The organism is Steroidobacter sp. (assembly GCF_036402275.1).
Taxonomy (GTDB): domain Bacteria; phylum Pseudomonadota; class Gammaproteobacteria; order Steroidobacterales; family Steroidobacteraceae; genus Steroidobacter.
In genome coordinates, this window is the sequence record NZ_DASWTF010000014.1 from 70,056 (window position 1) to 84,094 (window position 14,039).

Annotated in this window: 14 protein-coding genes; 8 read left to right on the forward strand and 6 right to left on the reverse strand. The window is 62.8% G+C overall.

The window, feature by feature from the left end; genetic code table 11:
* Positions 1 to 18 precede the first annotated feature (18 nt).
* From gspE to VGD45_RS07325, 4 genes are all read left to right on the forward strand, one after another.
* The gene (gspE, locus tag VGD45_RS07310) at positions 19 to 1,539 is read left to right on the forward strand and encodes a type II secretion system ATPase GspE (protein WP_331154620.1); all 1,521 of its coding nucleotides are present in this window, start codon (positions 19 to 21) and stop codon (positions 1,537 to 1,539) included.
* A gap of 6 nt (positions 1,540 to 1,545) precedes the next feature.
* Entirely contained in the window at positions 1,546 to 2,763 is a 1,218-nt protein-coding gene (gene gspF / locus VGD45_RS07315) for a type II secretion system inner membrane protein GspF (RefSeq protein ID WP_331154621.1), read from the forward strand.
* A gap of 145 nt (positions 2,764 to 2,908) precedes the next feature.
* A complete protein-coding gene (locus VGD45_RS07320) occupies positions 2,909 to 3,181 on the forward strand; it encodes a hypothetical protein (RefSeq protein ID WP_331154622.1) in 273 nt (90 codons plus the stop codon).
* A 97-nt stretch (positions 3,182 to 3,278) separates the two neighbouring features.
* Positions 3,279 to 3,986: a UdgX family uracil-DNA binding protein gene (locus VGD45_RS07325; RefSeq protein ID WP_331154623.1), complete on the forward strand. Its 708-nt coding sequence runs from the start codon at positions 3,279 to 3,281 to the stop codon at positions 3,984 to 3,986.
* Between the two features lie 9 nt (positions 3,987 to 3,995).
* Here the strand turns inward: VGD45_RS07325 and VGD45_RS07330 are convergent, their stop codons facing one another.
* Complete coding sequence (locus tag VGD45_RS07330; RefSeq protein ID WP_331154624.1) at positions 3,996 to 5,129, reverse strand: adenylate/guanylate cyclase domain-containing protein; 1,134 nt, start codon at positions 5,127 to 5,129, stop codon at positions 3,996 to 3,998.
* Between the two features lie 415 nt (positions 5,130 to 5,544).
* Here VGD45_RS07330 and VGD45_RS07335 point away from each other — a divergent pair, with 415 nt between their 5' ends.
* The gene (locus VGD45_RS07335; RefSeq protein ID WP_331154625.1) at positions 5,545 to 6,768 is read left to right on the forward strand and encodes a hypothetical protein; all 1,224 of its coding nucleotides are present in this window, start codon (positions 5,545 to 5,547) and stop codon (positions 6,766 to 6,768) included.
* On the opposite strand, the gene VGD45_RS07340 is transcribed toward VGD45_RS07335, so the two are convergent.
* The gene (locus VGD45_RS07340) at positions 6,737 to 7,699 is read right to left on the reverse strand and encodes a Gfo/Idh/MocA family oxidoreductase (RefSeq protein ID WP_331154626.1); all 963 of its coding nucleotides are present in this window, start codon (positions 7,697 to 7,699) and stop codon (positions 6,737 to 6,739) included. The genes VGD45_RS07335 and VGD45_RS07340 overlap by 32 nt on opposite strands.
* Between VGD45_RS07340 and VGD45_RS07345 the strand changes: the two genes are divergently transcribed.
* Positions 7,687 to 8,229 carry a hypothetical protein gene (locus VGD45_RS07345; RefSeq protein ID WP_331154627.1) on the forward strand — a complete coding sequence of 181 codons (543 nt, stop codon included), beginning with the start codon at positions 7,687 to 7,689 and terminating at the stop codon, positions 8,227 to 8,229. The two genes, VGD45_RS07340 and VGD45_RS07345, sit on opposite strands and share 13 nt — an antisense overlap.
* A 173-nt stretch (positions 8,230 to 8,402) precedes the next feature.
* Positions 8,403 to 8,672, forward strand: coding sequence for a hypothetical protein (locus tag VGD45_RS07350; protein ID WP_331154628.1), 270 nt, complete (start codon positions 8,403 to 8,405; stop codon positions 8,670 to 8,672).
* An 87-nt stretch (positions 8,673 to 8,759) separates the two neighbouring features.
* Here VGD45_RS07350 and VGD45_RS07355 read toward each other — a convergent pair whose 3' ends face one another.
* Positions 8,760 to 9,047 carry a hypothetical protein gene (locus tag VGD45_RS07355; RefSeq protein WP_331154629.1) on the reverse strand — a complete coding sequence of 96 codons (288 nt, stop codon included), beginning with the start codon at positions 9,045 to 9,047 and terminating at the stop codon, positions 8,760 to 8,762.
* Between the two features lie 237 nt (positions 9,048 to 9,284).
* On the opposite strand from VGD45_RS07355, the gene VGD45_RS07360 reads away from it, so the two are divergent.
* On the forward strand, positions 9,285 to 11,441 hold the full coding sequence (locus VGD45_RS07360; protein WP_331154630.1) for a carboxy terminal-processing peptidase: 2,157 nt from the start codon (positions 9,285 to 9,287) through the stop codon (positions 11,439 to 11,441).
* Between the two features lie 66 nt (positions 11,442 to 11,507).
* On the opposite strand, the gene VGD45_RS07365 is transcribed toward VGD45_RS07360, so the two are convergent.
* The 3 genes from VGD45_RS07365 to ppsR all read right to left on the reverse strand — a co-directional run bounded on the left by VGD45_RS07365 (position 11,508) and on the right by ppsR (position 14,001).
* Positions 11,508 to 12,548, reverse strand: a complete 1,041-nt coding sequence (locus VGD45_RS07365; protein ID WP_331154631.1) for a hypothetical protein — start codon at positions 12,546 to 12,548, stop codon at positions 11,508 to 11,510.
* Positions 12,545 to 12,997 (reverse strand): DUF1249 domain-containing protein, encoded by a 453-nt coding sequence (locus VGD45_RS07370; RefSeq protein WP_331154632.1) that lies wholly within the window; start codon positions 12,995 to 12,997, stop codon positions 12,545 to 12,547. The genes VGD45_RS07365 and VGD45_RS07370 overlap by 4 nt, the downstream gene beginning before the upstream one ends.
* Before the next feature lie 179 nt (positions 12,998 to 13,176).
* The gene (gene ppsR, locus VGD45_RS07375) at positions 13,177 to 14,001 is read right to left on the reverse strand and encodes a posphoenolpyruvate synthetase regulatory kinase/phosphorylase PpsR (RefSeq protein ID WP_331154633.1); all 825 of its coding nucleotides are present in this window, start codon (positions 13,999 to 14,001) and stop codon (positions 13,177 to 13,179) included.
* Between the last annotated feature and the right edge of the window lie 38 nt (positions 14,002 to 14,039).

The window sequence follows — 14,039 nt, forward strand, 5'->3', positions numbered from 1 at the left end:
AGCCAAGGACCCGCTGTCATGAGCGCACAAGTTGAAACTCCCGTCGTCGCGCGTGGCGCGACGACAGCTCCAGTATCAGCATCGGCACTATCGTTCACGTTCTGCAAACGCCACGGCGTGCTGGTGCAGAAGGTCAACGAAACAGCCGCCGAAGCGGTGTATCGCCCCGGCGCGCATCCTTCGGCCATCGCCGAATTGCGTCGTGTGCTCGGCGTGCCCTTGCAGCTGCGCCGCGTGGAAGCCGAAACATTCGATCAGCTGCTGCGTCAGCAGTACGAGGCCGGCAACTCGGCCATGCAGGCGGCCGGCGCCGGTGTCGAGGAAGACACCGATCTTGCGCATCTCGCGCAGGATCTGCCCGAGCCTTCGGACCTGCTCGAAAGCGACGATCAGGCGCCGATCATCAAACTGATCAACGCCATTCTCACCCAGGCGGTCAAGGACAACGCCTCCGACATTCACATCGAGCCGTTCGAGAATCGCCTCGTCGTGCGCTTCCGCGTCGATGGCGTGTTGCGCGAAGTGTTGCAGTCGAAGCGCGCGGTCGCGCAGCTCGTCGTATCGCGCATCAAGGTCATGTCGAAGCTCGACATCGCCGAGAAGCGCTTGCCTCAAGACGGTCGCATCTCGCTGCGCGTCGCGGGTCGTGCCGTCGACGTTCGCGTCTCGACGATCCCCGCAGGTCACGGCGAGCGCGTGGTGTTACGTTTGCTCGACAAACAGGCCGGCCGGCTCGAGTTGAATGCGCTCGGCATGGATCCACGCTCGCAGAAACTCATCGACGAGCTGATCCACAAGCCTCACGGCATCATCCTCGTGACCGGCCCCACCGGTTCGGGTAAGACGACCACGCTGTACTCCGCGCTCGAGCGGATCAACGACAACACGCGCAACATTCTCACCGTCGAAGATCCGATCGAGTATTACATCGACGGCATCGGCCAGACCCAGGTGAACACCAAGGTCGAGATGACCTTCGCGCGCGGCCTGCGCGCCATCCTGCGTCAGGACCCGGACGTGGTGATGATCGGCGAAATTCGTGACCTGGAAACGGCGCACATCGCCGTGCAAGCCTCTCTGACGGGTCACCTGGTGCTCTCAACGTTGCATACGAACACCGCGGTCGGCGCAGTCACGCGTCTGCGCGACATGGGCGTCGAGCCCTTCCTCTTGTCATCGAGCTTGATCGGCGTGCTGGCGCAGCGCCTGGTGCGCGTGCTGAATCCCGAGACACGCGAAGCGTATCCCGCCGGTGAATACGAGCGTCGTCTGCTCAATGTGCCAGAGAATGCACCCTCACCCACGTTGTATCGGCCGGGCGCGGATGCAACCCAGGGCTTCAAAGGTCGAACCGGCATCTACGAGCTGGTGCTGGTGGATGACACCATGCGCACCATGATCCACGATGGTGCAAGCGAGCAGGAGCTGGAACGTTACGCCCGCACCCTCACCCCGAGCATTCGCGATGACGGTCGATCCAAGGTGCTCTCGGGCGTGACCACGGTGGAAGAAGTGCTGCGTGTCACGCGCGAAGATTAAATAACTATGGGTGCTTTCGAATATACCGCGGTCGATGCTGCCGGCCGCGAGCGCAAAGGCGTGCTGGAAGGCGATACCGCCAGGCAGGTGCGCCAGTTGCTGCGCGATCAGGCGCTGTTGCCGCTCACGGTCAGTGAGGTCTCTCAGAGCGAGCAGAAACAGCGTGAGTCGCGCTTTACGCTCAAGCGCGGCGTCTCGGCTGCCGATCTCGCACTGCTGACACGACAGATCGCGACGCTCGTGCGCTCAGGTCTGCCGCTGGAAGAAGCCCTGGCCGCGGTGTCAGAGCAGACCGAGAAGCCGCGAGTGCGCAGCATCGTCATGGGTGTGCGCGCGAAGGTGATGGAAGGTCACACGCTCGCCGACGGCTTGTCTGATTTTCCTACCGTATTCCCAGAGCTCTACATCGCAACCGTCGCGGCCGGCGAACAGTCGGGCCATCTCGACACGGTGCTGGAGCGACTCGCCGACTACACCGAGAATCGCGAGCAACTGCGCAGCCGCACCGTGAACGCGATGCTGTATCCGGTTTTGCTGTTCATCGTGTGTATCTCGATCGTCGCCCTGCTGCTCACCTTCGTGGTGCCAAAGATCGTCAAGCAGTTCGAGAATTCCAAGACCGAGCTGCCCATGCTCACGCAAGGTTTGATCGCGATCTCCGACTTTCTGCGCGACTGGGGCTGGTTGCTCGTGGTCGGAATCGTACTCGCCGTCATGGGCTTCAGGCGCTGGTTGCGCGATCCCAATGCGCGACGCCGCTTTCATGCCACACTGCTGCGTCTGCCCTTGTTCGGCAAAGTGGTGCGTGGTTCGAACACTGCGCGTTTCGCGCGCACCTTCTCCACATTGACCTCGAGTGCGGTGCCAGTGCTCGAAGCGCTGCGCATCTCCGGCGAAGTCGTCACGAACCTGCCGATGCGCGACGCCGTTCAGGATGCCGCCACGCGCGTGCGCGAAGGCGCGCCCATTGGCAAATCGCTGGGCACCGCGAAGATATTCCCACCGATGATGATCCACCTCATCTCGAGCGGCGAGAGCAGCGGCGAGCTGGAAACCATGCTGGACCGCGCGGCCACCAACCAGGAGCGCGAGATGGACTCGATCCTGACCGCGGCGGTGGGCCTGCTCGGACCCCTGATGATCCTGTTCATGGGTGGCATGGTGCTGATCATCGTGCTCGCCATGCTGCTGCCAATTTTCCAGCTCAATACGTTGATTAAATGACCAATGCGTCTCGGCCGAGGACGGCCGGGCGCCGACCGGTTCACCGAATTGGCAAAGACGCTATTGCGAGAGTGCAGCGTTCCCTCTATATACTCGCGCCATAACTCACCCTGGGGCGCTGCGGCAAATTGCGGGATCGCAGTCGATGAGCGAGAAGCCGGAATCCGAAGAGTTCGACGATGAAGAGGACGACGGCGGCGCCGTCGAGTCCGAAGACCTCGATGTCGATCATCTGATCGCGGACATCGACAAGCGCAAGAAAAACGTCACGAAGGCTGGCGAGCCCGCGTGGCGCAGGCTCGAGCGCATTCGCGAAGAACGCGAAACCGCCGCGCAGCTGTCCGATTTCGACGACTACGAGATCGGCATGGACGACGACGGCACCGGCAGCGACGACGAGTCCATCGACGAAGCCTAGCCGCACGCCGGCAATCCTCTGACGCGGTCCGCATCGCTCGGAACCGATGCGAGTGGATGCCCGTTCCAGCATGCGTCTGCATGGACGGATGCACGGCATGATCCACCCAACCCCATCGACGAGAGCTCCACGTCGCGCGCCTGCAAAGAAGAGCGCACGTGGTGAGTCTCGATCACCGACGGCGACCGCCCGGCCACTCGCACGGTCACTCAACGCGTTGCGCGAAGAGGCCGAGCATTGCCGTGCCTGTCCACTCTGGAAGAACGCCACACAGACGGTGTTCGGCGAAGGCCGTGCGGCTGCGCGCATCGTGCTGATCGGTGAACAACCCGGTGACCGTGAAGATCTCGCCGGCAAACCGTTCGTGGGACCCGCTGGCAAGTTATTGGATCGCGCTCTGGAGGAAGCCGGCGTCGAGCGCGAGGCGACGTATGTCACCAACGCCGTCAAACATTTCAAGTTCGAGCCGCGCGGCAAACGTCGCATCCACAAAAAACCCAACGAGCAGGAAATCTCGGTGTGTCAGCAGCAATGGTTGGATAACGAGCTGCGCATCATCGAACCAGAGCTCGTCATCGCCATGGGTGCGACAGCGGCGCGTGCGGTGTTCGGGCGCGCCACCGCGATCGGCAAGAACCGCGGTCACGTCATCAAGGACAAAACATTGGCGAGCGAGATCACGGCGGATGTGATCGTGACGGTGCATCCGTCTTATCTATTAAGAGTGCCCGATGAGGATCGCGACGCTGCGTTTGCCCAGTTCGTCGAGGATCTGAAGCTTGCGAGGAAATACGCCCCGGCGTGACGCTCGGGGTCAGTTCGGACGGAAATCCAGACGCTCGTTGCTGGCGGTCGGCACGCAGAAGATGCCGATGGGGCTCGAGCGACCTCGCAGCACCAGCGAGGGCAATGGCATCGCGCCCACATCGACGCCGCGCTTGTCGAGCAACGTCTTTACCGCATCGGAGAACAACATCTCCCCTGCCCGGGCGCGCTGACCGAGCCGGGAAGCGACGTTCACCGTGTCGCCGATGATGGTGTAGTTCATGTACGAGGGCGAGCCGACATTGCCCGCGATCACCTCGCCCACATTGATGCCGATACCGAGCCCGGTCTCGACCCCATAGCGCTGCGTCCAGCGATGCGCGAGCGAGGCGAACTGCTCGAGCATGAGCTTGGCGGCGAGAATGGCGCGCTCGGCGCCGTCTTCCTGCGCGACCGGCACGCCGAAGCCGACCAGCAAGCTGTCGCCCGCCATGCTGAACACCGTGCCTTCGTATTCGAAGGTGATGTCGGTCAAGAGCTTGAAGAATTCGTTCAGCAGCTCGACCACCTGCTCGGGATTGAGCCGCTCGGAGAGCGCCGTGAAACCGCGCATGTCGGCGAACATCACCGCGACCTGCGTGCGCTTGTTGGTGCCGGCGAACATCGAATCGAGCAGCTCGGGGCTCGCGAGAATCTGATCGGCGAGCTTCGGAGAGATATAGCGACGGAAGGCGGCGCGAATCAGCTCGCGGCGCTTCACCTCATCGGCCAGCTGCTCGGCCGCCAACTGACGGCGCGCGGCGCTCACCTTCAACAACGAGCGCACGCGGACCATGAATTCGTCCCGGCGTACTTGATGCGTGAGGAAGTCATCGACGCCCGCCTCGAACGCGAGCAGGCGCTGTTTCGCGGACTTGGCGAGGCCAACCAGCGGCACCAGCAAGGTCGTGGGATTGGCTTTGAGCACGCCGCACACGCGAGTGAGCGTGGTGGCGTCCGCTTCGACATCGATGACGATGAGATCGGGCGCGCGCCGTGCGACGCTCGCGATCACCTGATCGGGCTCGACCATGTCGTCGATGACGATGTCGGAGCCGTCAAGCAATCGATGCAGCAGCGTCCGACTCGTGTCGGAGCTGCTCACCAGCAATGTTCTGAACGTCGCGGACAGGGTCGCGGACATCGTCCGTAATTCCTCGTGGTCTCTGCTCGTCCCCACTCGTCATTCTGGCCATTCAACGTTACGGCCACTCATTCGTTGAATGAGCGCGCCGCAGGGATAGCCCATCTTTTTCGGCAAGACGATCAGGGCATGTCACACGGAACCTGCCGCCATGCGGAGACATGACGGAAAGTGCGTAAAGACATTCACATGGCGACGCATCCTACCGTCATTGCGGAGCTAACGCCAAACGGGTTCACACAAGGGCCGGTTTCGTCAGGTTGGCGTCGGAGTTCTGTCAAAAAGGTGTCATTCGCCCGCAGCAAGGCGCCCTCCCCGACTAAACTATGGCCTCGACAGGAGAGGCCCCGAGTTGAGCCCAGAGTTGAGCCTACAGTTGATCCCACACACGGCCCGACGACCGGTAGCGCTGTTCATGTGGCTTGCGCTGCTGACAGCCGCTCCCGCCGCCCTCGCAGCCAAAGTCGCCTACTACGACGCGACCTACCGGGCCGCCTTCAAGCCGGGGATCCCGCACGCCCAGGTGCAGCTCGATCTTGCTGGCGAGAAGCTGCCGAGCAAGGTGGTGTTGCGCATCGACCCCAAGCGCTATCGCAACTTCCGCTCGAGCGAACCGATCGAGGTCACGGACGATGAGGTGACGTGGCGTCCGCAGGGCAATCGCTCGAGCCTGAGCTACGAGTTCGTGGTGAATCATCAGCGCTCCTCGGGCAGCTACGATTCGTACATCACGCCGAACTGGGCGCTCTTCCGTGGCGATAAGCTTGCGCCCAGCACACGAGTGACGGCGGCACGCAATCTGCGTTCGCGCACCACGATCGAATTCGATCTGCCCAAGGGCTGGTCGGCCGTCACGCCCTATGCCTCCTCTGGCGAGGAGCGCTTTCGCATCGACGATCCGAAGCGCCGCTTCGATGAGCCGGAGGGCTGGATGCTGGTCGGCAAGATCGGCGTGCGCAGCGAGCGCATCCAGCACGTGAACGCCGTGATCGCAGCCCCCGAAGGCGACAGCGCCCGGCGCCAGGACGCCCTCGCCTTCATCAACTGGAATCTCCCGAAGCTGCTGGAAGTGTTTCCGGACTTTCCCAAGCGCCTCTTGATCGTCTCCGCCGGCGATCCGATGTGGCGTGGGGGCCTGTCCGGTCCGGGCTCGATCTTTTTGCATTCGGACCGGCCGCTGATCAGCGAGAACCGCACGAGCCCCCTGCTACACGAACTGGTGCACGTGGCGCTCGGGATTCGTGGCGATAAGGAAAGCGACTGGATCGTCGAAGGGCTCGCGGAGTTTTATTCCATCCAGACGTTACGTCGCTCCGGCGGCATCGGCCAGAACCGTTACGAGCAGGCGGTCGAGAACCTCAAGAAATGGGCGCGACGCGCGCCGACGCTGTTCGGCAAGAGCTCGACGGGGGCGACCACTGCCCGCGCCGTGCTGGTGTTTCAACAGGTCGATGCGGAGATTCGCAGTCTGACCAACAACACCGCGAGCCTCGATGATGTCGCCCGCAAGCTCGCCGCGAAGCGCGGCGAGATCAGCCTGACCGAACTGCAGGAAGTGGCTCAGCAGGTGGCCGGCAAGCCCGTGCAATCGCTGCGGCGGGAAGAGCTCACGAAGCCTGTGGTTGAACGAGAGCCGTGATCTTCATCGCCGTCTCGAGCGCACGCAGTCCGTCTTCACCGGTGACGACTGGCGTACTGCGCTCACGCACCGACTTCAGGAACGCTTCGATCTCGGCGAGCAGCGCGTCGCCCTGATCGAAGGATTGCTCTTCAATCGACACCTGGGCGGGTGACTCGACGGGCGCCTCACCCTCCTTCTTCTTGATGACGGTGAGAATCTTCTGTTGCATGTCGACGGACAGATACGCGTCGTCCTGGAAGATGCGAATCTTGCGCTCCTGCTTGAGGCTGATGCGGCTCGCCGTGGTGTTCGCGACGCAGCCGCCCTGGAAGCGCAGCCGCGCGTTCACGATGTCGATCTCGCCAGAGAAAACCGTCGCGCCGACGGCGTCGATGCTTTCGATGGGCGTGCCCACCAGCTCCTGAATCAAATCGATGTCATGAATCATGAGATCGAGCACGACGCTCACATCCGTGCCGCGTTGTTTGAACGGCGCCAGGCGATGTGATTCGACGAAGCGCGGCGTATGCAGGCGCGCCGCTGCGGCGAGCACGGCGGGATTGAAACGCTCCAAATGCCCGACCTGCAGGATGCGCTCGTAGGTTCGCGCGAGCTCCACCAGTTCGCGCGCTTCGGCGACGGTGGTCGCGATGGGCTTTTCGATCAGCACGTCGATGCCCTGCCTGAGCAACTCGCAGCCGATCTTGTGATGCAACGGGGTCGGCACCGCGACACTCACCGCATCCACCGCGCCAAAGAGCTCGCGATAGTCATGCACCGCTCGCACGCCCAATTCGGCGGCGACCTTGGCGCAGGCCTCGACGTTTGCATCCACCACGGCCACCAGCTTCGAACCAGGAATCTGCGCGTACTTCTGCGCATGAAACCGGCCCAGGTAACCAACGCCAATGACGGCGGTGCGTAGCGGCGCGTGGGTTGCTTCTGACATTGGCTACCTCAGCCCATGAAAAAGAGCGCGATGATAAGATGCGCGGAAATTTTTATCTGCATACGGGACTTGATACTCACCGCATGAACGCAGCCGCCCATACCAGCGACGATGACGCTCTGTCCGAGGAGGAGCGCCGCCACCGTCGTCTGCGCTTCGAGGTGATCTTCGGCAGCCTGTGGCTCGCGTTCGGACTGTTCGTGCTGCCGGCGCTGATCTTCTGGGTGGGCTCGGCGCTGCTCGGCGCCTACGGGGAAAACGCGGGTCTGAGCACGTTCTACGTCGACTTCTTCGGCGACCTGGCCGACGCCTCCGGTCGCGCCTGGAGCCTCGCCTTGGGTCCCGTGCTGCTGATCTATCTGTTGCGCGCGATTTTCATCGGCGTGAAAGCTGAACCCACCACGGGCGAGGATGTCGAAGACGAACCTGCCCCGAGTCCGCGCCATCGCGCGCCGGTCAGGAAGGAACCGAAGGAAGCGAAGCGTCCGGCCGGCCGGTCTCGCGTCGAGCCCCGCATGGGCGGGGAATGACCCCGCTCGAATCCACGGTTTCCGCCCCAGCGAATTCAATGCCGGAGCCATGTGACCCAGTTCACAGTTCCGGGTCAAGAAATGCCGCGCGCCGCGACCCGGCGTGTAGGCTGCAAGCGTTTGAAAATACAAAGATTCTGTTGGATTTTTTTACACTTTGCTTGGGAAGAAGAATGCGCGCTTGGTTCGCCCGTTGGTTCGGCGGCCGGAAGGTGCACGATGACGATGAGCCGCGCTACGCGCAGCCCTCGCCGCGGCCTGTCCGGTCTGTGAAAGGTTCGCCCCAATCCGGCTTAGCTAGGTCCGGCTCGTCCAAGATCGGCACGGCCAAACGTGGTATCCATGCCGACAAGGTGGCCGACAAGGTCAAAAGTGGTTTCGATCCCTACAACAGCGGTTCCTTCGAACGCAATAACGCCTGGGAGCGGGTCATCCGCCGCTAGCCGCAACCGCGGCTCCCAGGTCGAATTGAGGGTTTGTCCCCGGGTGGATTCGGGGGCAAATCCCGCCCCGTCGGCGCAGTCTGGCCGCTATTCGGGCCAGTACAGGATGCCGATGCCGGCCACCACCGCCCACATCGCGAGTTGCGCCGCCCAGCGCCATTTGAGCGTCTTGAGCAGCGCGAACAGGCTCGCCCCCGACACCGCCGCAAGCACGGCGAACACCGCGCTACTGCGTAAGAGCGCGGGAAACTCACTGCTCATTGCCGGGTTGCTCCCCTTGAGGACCAGGAAAATGACCACCACACCTAGCAGGCCGAAGGTAATCGCGGCGGCCGAGCCGAACACGATGGCGTTCAAGACGGCGAGCGGACGCATCAGCGACTCCCGTCCTGCGCAGCGAACCGGCAGGCGCCGTGCTGAACGGCCACCGACCTGGGTCCCTCGTTGCCGTAGCACTTGGGTACGGTCCGTACTTGATCGGAGTGCAGCGTCTCTCTAGCCTTGCCCATAGAATGGATCTGTCCCGCCTAGCTTTTGATTCATGTTTCGGTCGATATTGGGCCCGGCGTGGCCGAAGCCCACAGACGAGCCCCCTGATGAGGATGTGAAACAGTGTATCAGTCGCCCTCGCACGAACCCGCCAAGCAGCGGCGCAATACGTTGATCTTCAGCTTGCCGGCGTTGCTGGTGGTCTGTGCGTTGCTGGCCGGGACGGCGCAAGCCCCCGTCGCCAAGGCGGTCGCGACCGCCAACTCGCAGGACCTCTCGCCCACCGAGCGCCAGCGTCGCGTGAGCAAGCTCGTGAGCAACGTGATCGAGCGCTCGCATTACCGCCAGTCGCCGATCAACGACCCGGTGTCCTCGCTGGTGCTCGACCGCTTCATCGAGCAGCTCGACGGCAGCCGCAGCTACTTCCTCGCCTCCGACATCGCCGAATTCGAGCGCTATCGCTATCAGCTCGATGACGCCGTGGTCGGCGGGCAGCTCGAGCCGGTGTTCGCGATCTTCAATCGCTTCCAGGTGCGTAACAAGGAGCGCGTCAACTACGCGGTGGAGCTGCTCAAGACCGAGCCCGATTTCACCGTCAACGAATCGTTCGAATTCGATCGCGCCAAGGCGCCGTGGGCCAAGACCAGCGAAGAGCTGAACGACATCTGGCGCCGTCGCGTGAAGAACGATGCGGTGTCGCTGATGCTCACCGAGAAGACCTGGGCGGAAACCAAGGACATCCTGCAGAAGCGCTATGAGCGCGTGGTGAAGCGCACCGAGCAGGTCACGAGCGATGATATCTTCGAAGTGTTCATGAACTCCTTCGCCCATGTCTTCGATCCGCACTCGAGCTACTTCTCGCCGCGCAATTCCGAGGAATATCGCATTCAGATGAGCCTCTCCTACGAGGGCATCGGCGCCTCGCTGCAGCTCGTCGATGACTACGTGACGGTGCTCAACGTGCTGCCCGGCGGCCCGGCCGCGATCAACGGCACCCTGGGCGCGAACGATCGCATCATCGCGGTCGGCGAAGGCAAAACCGGCAAGATGGTCGACGTGATCGGCTGGCGGCTCGATGACGTGGTTCAGATCATTCGCGGCAAGGTCGGCACGACCGTGCGCCTGAACATCCTCCCCGCGGGCGCCGCCCCGGGCTCACCGGAAAAGGTGCTGGAGCTGCAGCGGAACAAGGTGTCGCTCGATGCGCAGGCCGCGCAGAAGGAAGTGCACACCATCAAGCGTGGCGATCGTGAGATGAAGGTCGGCGTGATCAACGTGCCGAGCTTCTATCAGGACTTCGAAGCGAAGTCCTCGGGCGCGAAGGACTATCGCAGCACCACTCGCGACGTGCAGAAACTGATCAATGAACTGAAGACCGAGAAGGTCGACGCGTTGGTCATGGACCTGCGTGGCAACGGCGGCGGTCATCTGACCGAAGCCACTGCCCTCTCCGGTCTCTTCATTCCGAGCGGCCCGATCGTGCAGTTGCGCGAGACCGGTGGCCGCGTCGAAGTGCTCGACGATCCTGAGCCGAACACGGCGTGGGATGGCCCGATGATCGTCCTGGTCGATCGCTACAGCGCCTCGGCCTCGGAAATCTTCGCCGCCGCGATTCAGGACTACGGCCGCGGCATCGTGGTCGGTCAGCAGACCTACGGTAAAGGCTCGGTGCAGAACCTGTATCCGCTGGATCGCTACGCGCTGGGTCCCGATCCGGGCTTCGGCCAGCTGACCGTGACCATCGGCAAGTACTATCGCGTCACTGGCGAGAGCACCCAGCATCGTGGCGTGCAGCCGGACATCTCCATGCCGACCGCCATCAGCCCCGAAGAGGTCGGTGAGAGCACGCGCGAGAGCGCCCTGCCCTGGGATCGCATTCGTCCGGCCGAGTTCGCGAAGGAAGGTCAGCTGACGCAGGCCATCGCGGCGCTCGAGCAGTCGCACGAGCAGCGCATCGCCACCGACCCGGACTTCCGCTCGCTGCTCGCGGATCTCGATTCGTTCGAGAAGGTGCGCACGCAGAAGCAGCTGTCGCTGAACCTGCAGACCCGCATCGCCGAGCGCGAACAGCTCGAGCAGGAGCGCCTCACGCGTGAGAACGAACGTCGCAAGGCTCGCGGTCTGCCGACGGTGGCGAAGCTTGCCGACCTGACGGGTCAGGATCCGCCGGATGCCGTGCTGGATGAGACGGTGGAGATCGCCGCGGACCTGAGCGGCATGACCAATCTGTACCTGTCGCGCCTGAAGGCCGAGAGCGATCGCTCCGGCACCAATCCGTAATTCCAGATAGTAGAGCCGCCCTCGATCGAGGGCGGCTCCTGGAATCTCACATTCGACGACCGGCGCTCATTGCAAGAGCGCTTGATACAAATCCCAGTAGTCGTCGACCAGCACGTTCACGCCCGCTTTGTTGCCTGCTTCGAGCCCCGAGACCAGCGCGGGCGGCATCGGCATCGTTCCGATCGAATCGGTGAGCGGCACCGTGTCCGCATCGCTGCGATAGGCAGCTACGGCGCGTAGCGCGTCGGTGCGCTCCTTCAATCCACTGAGATCGTCCTTTTCGTTTTTGATCGCGGCGAGCGCCTCACGCAGCAGCAGCATCAAACGTGCGCATTCCTCGCGAGTGCCGTATTGCATGTCGAACACCCGTTTGGTGGTTGTTTCTTTCGCGAGCACCGCAAGTCCGCCGCCGGACATCGTGGCGACCAGCTGCTGCGCATAGGCGATGACGGCAGTATTGACGATGCGACGGCCATCGATGGAAATGCCTTCGAGCGGCGGCGGCGGCTTGTCTTCGAGCGCGGTCCGGTCATCGCTCAGGTCGGTGACCTCGGTCATGGCCAGATCCCATTCCGCGCGCTCGGCCTCGATTTGTTCCGCGAGCTTGCGCCGACGCGCGTAGTTCCAGAAGCCGCGCATCTTCTCCAATCGCGCCTCTTCCAGCTTCACCTGCGCATCGAGCGTTTCGGCGCGTGAGCGGGCGCTTCCGATGCGACGGTCGAAATCGGCAAGCTGCTGCCGGCGGGTGCGATCGAACTCGATGTGCAATCGACGCTGCTCACGCTCGGCCTGTTGCTGCTGAAGCTGCTGCGCGAAGCGTGCGACTTTCGCCGACGTCGCCCGCCATAGCGAGCGCAGCTGGAAATAAACCAGGGCATGCGCGCCGGTCTCGGGATTGCCGAGAAACTCCTCGAGATGCAGCAGCTGTTCGCTGTGACGGACGAAGGTGGCTTCGTGGTTGCGCAGTTGCTCGAGCAGCTTGTGACGCTCATCCTGCAGACGGGTGAGCTCTTTCTTGAGCTCGGCGCGATTCCAATAAAGCTGCAGCAGCCGCTCGTCTTCGGCGGGTTGCCGCGTGCCCGGCGCGAGAAGCTCGCGTAGCTTCAAGCGGTGGCGAGGGCCGGGAAGTGATGACCGCGCTCGACGCAATAATCGAGCCACTTGTTGAGCATGACGTTGCGCAGCCAGCGATCGCCCAGATCGCGCGCGAGCTGCGAGCGCAGCGATTCGAGCAACGCGTGACGGTGCCAGCGAGCGCAGGCCTGCACTTCGGCCAGGCGCGCGTCGCGATACACCCGGATCAGCAGATCCGGATCCGCGAGCGGCCCCGCCTCGTCATCGAAAACATAGGTCAATCGCAACGTGGTGGTGTAGCGGCTGCGCTCTTCGATCGCCAGGTGCAACGGGCAATCGCCGTTCACCACGGAGATCTGCGTGGCCGCGGCTTTTTCCAGGTCCGGCACCAGCCAGCCCAGACGGATGTAATTGCTCTCGTACAGCGACATCAGGCTGACGAAGCTGCCCGGACGGGAGCGCCAGCTGACGGGGCAATTCACATCGCTTGCTGTAAGGTCTATCGACATGGTCCGAATATAGCACAGCAATTTCGCACTACTGCCAGTAGTGTGAGACTTGTGTCACGGGTCATTTGCAGGCATGTCCGTGCGTGGGCCGGAGCGTGCACGACGCGTGCCGGACACGCACGTTCTTAAGGGCGCGTATCCTCTGTGCGTCCCTAGGGACGCAACCGCCTCTCCACGCCAGTCCGATCGAGGATGCGACTCGCGATCTCTTCGATGGAACATTCCGTGGTGTTGATGCTTGGAATATCGTAACGACGAAAAATCGCCTCGGCGGTGCGAACTTCGAAGTCCACTTGTGAGGGTGAAGAATAATTGCTGTTGGGCCGGCGCTCGTTGCGGATCTGTTGCAGACGTTCCGGCGCGATGGTCAGGCCGTACAGCTTGCGTTGATGCTTGACCAGCGCCGCCGGCAACCGCCCGGTCTCCAGCTCCTCGTCAGCGAATGGATAATTGGCGGCGAAGATGCCGTATTGCAAGGCCATGTACAGGCAGGTCGGCGTCTTGCCGGTGCGCGAGACACCCACCAGGATCAGATCGGCCCGTTCGTAGTCGCGCGTGACAGCGCCGTCATCGTTCGCCAGGGCGAAGTTGGTGGCGTTGATGCGCGTGGTGTAGGCGCCGATGTCGGACATGCCATGCGCCCGGCCCTGCGCCCGCGAGGACTTCAGCTTCAGTTCCATCTCGAGCGGGCCCAGGAAGGCGTCGAAGAAATCCAGGAACAGGCCATTCGCGCGCTTGATGATCTCGCGCATGTCCTCCTGCACCAAAGTGCTGAAAATCACGGGTCGGACGCCCTCCGCCTCGGCCGTCGCGTTGATGCGACGGACGGCCTCCTCCGCCTTGTCAACAGTGGAGATAAATGGCAGAGTCACCTGCCGAAATGCCTGCCCATCGAACTGCGTCAGCAGGCTATGACCCATGGTCTCGGCGGTCACGCCGGTCTGGTCGGAAACGAAAAAAACCGTTCGTCGTTCCATTCTTCTGTCGCCAAGACTCACGCGTCATCGCGCGTTGC

Bases quoted from the DNA above. Each gene is read 5' to 3' on its own strand.
- gspE (WP_331154620.1), top strand. From the start codon at position 19: ATGAGCGCACAAGTTGAAACTCCCGTCGTCGCGCGTGGCGCGACGACA.
- gspF (WP_331154621.1), top strand. From the start codon at position 1,546: ATGGGTGCTTTCGAATATACCGCGGTCGATGCTGCCGGCCGCGAGCGC.
- VGD45_RS07355 (WP_331154629.1), bottom strand. From the start codon at position 9,047: ATGCGTCCGCTCGCCGTCTTGAACGCCATCGTGTTCGGCTCGGCCGCC.
- VGD45_RS07340 (WP_331154626.1), bottom strand. From the start codon at position 7,699: ATGTCAGAAGCAACCCACGCGCCGCTACGCACCGCCGTCATTGGCGTT.
- VGD45_RS07350 (WP_331154628.1), top strand. From the start codon at position 8,403: ATGCGCGCTTGGTTCGCCCGTTGGTTCGGCGGCCGGAAGGTGCACGAT.
- VGD45_RS07320 (WP_331154622.1), top strand. From the start codon at position 2,909: ATGAGCGAGAAGCCGGAATCCGAAGAGTTCGACGATGAAGAGGACGAC.
- VGD45_RS07325 (WP_331154623.1), top strand. From the start codon at position 3,279: ATGATCCACCCAACCCCATCGACGAGAGCTCCACGTCGCGCGCCTGCA.
- VGD45_RS07330 (WP_331154624.1), bottom strand. From the start codon at position 5,129: ATGTCCGCGACCCTGTCCGCGACGTTCAGAACATTGCTGGTGAGCAGC.
- VGD45_RS07335 (WP_331154625.1), top strand. From the start codon at position 5,545: ATGTGGCTTGCGCTGCTGACAGCCGCTCCCGCCGCCCTCGCAGCCAAA.
- ppsR (WP_331154633.1), bottom strand. From the start codon at position 14,001: ATGGAACGACGAACGGTTTTTTTCGTTTCCGACCAGACCGGCGTGACC.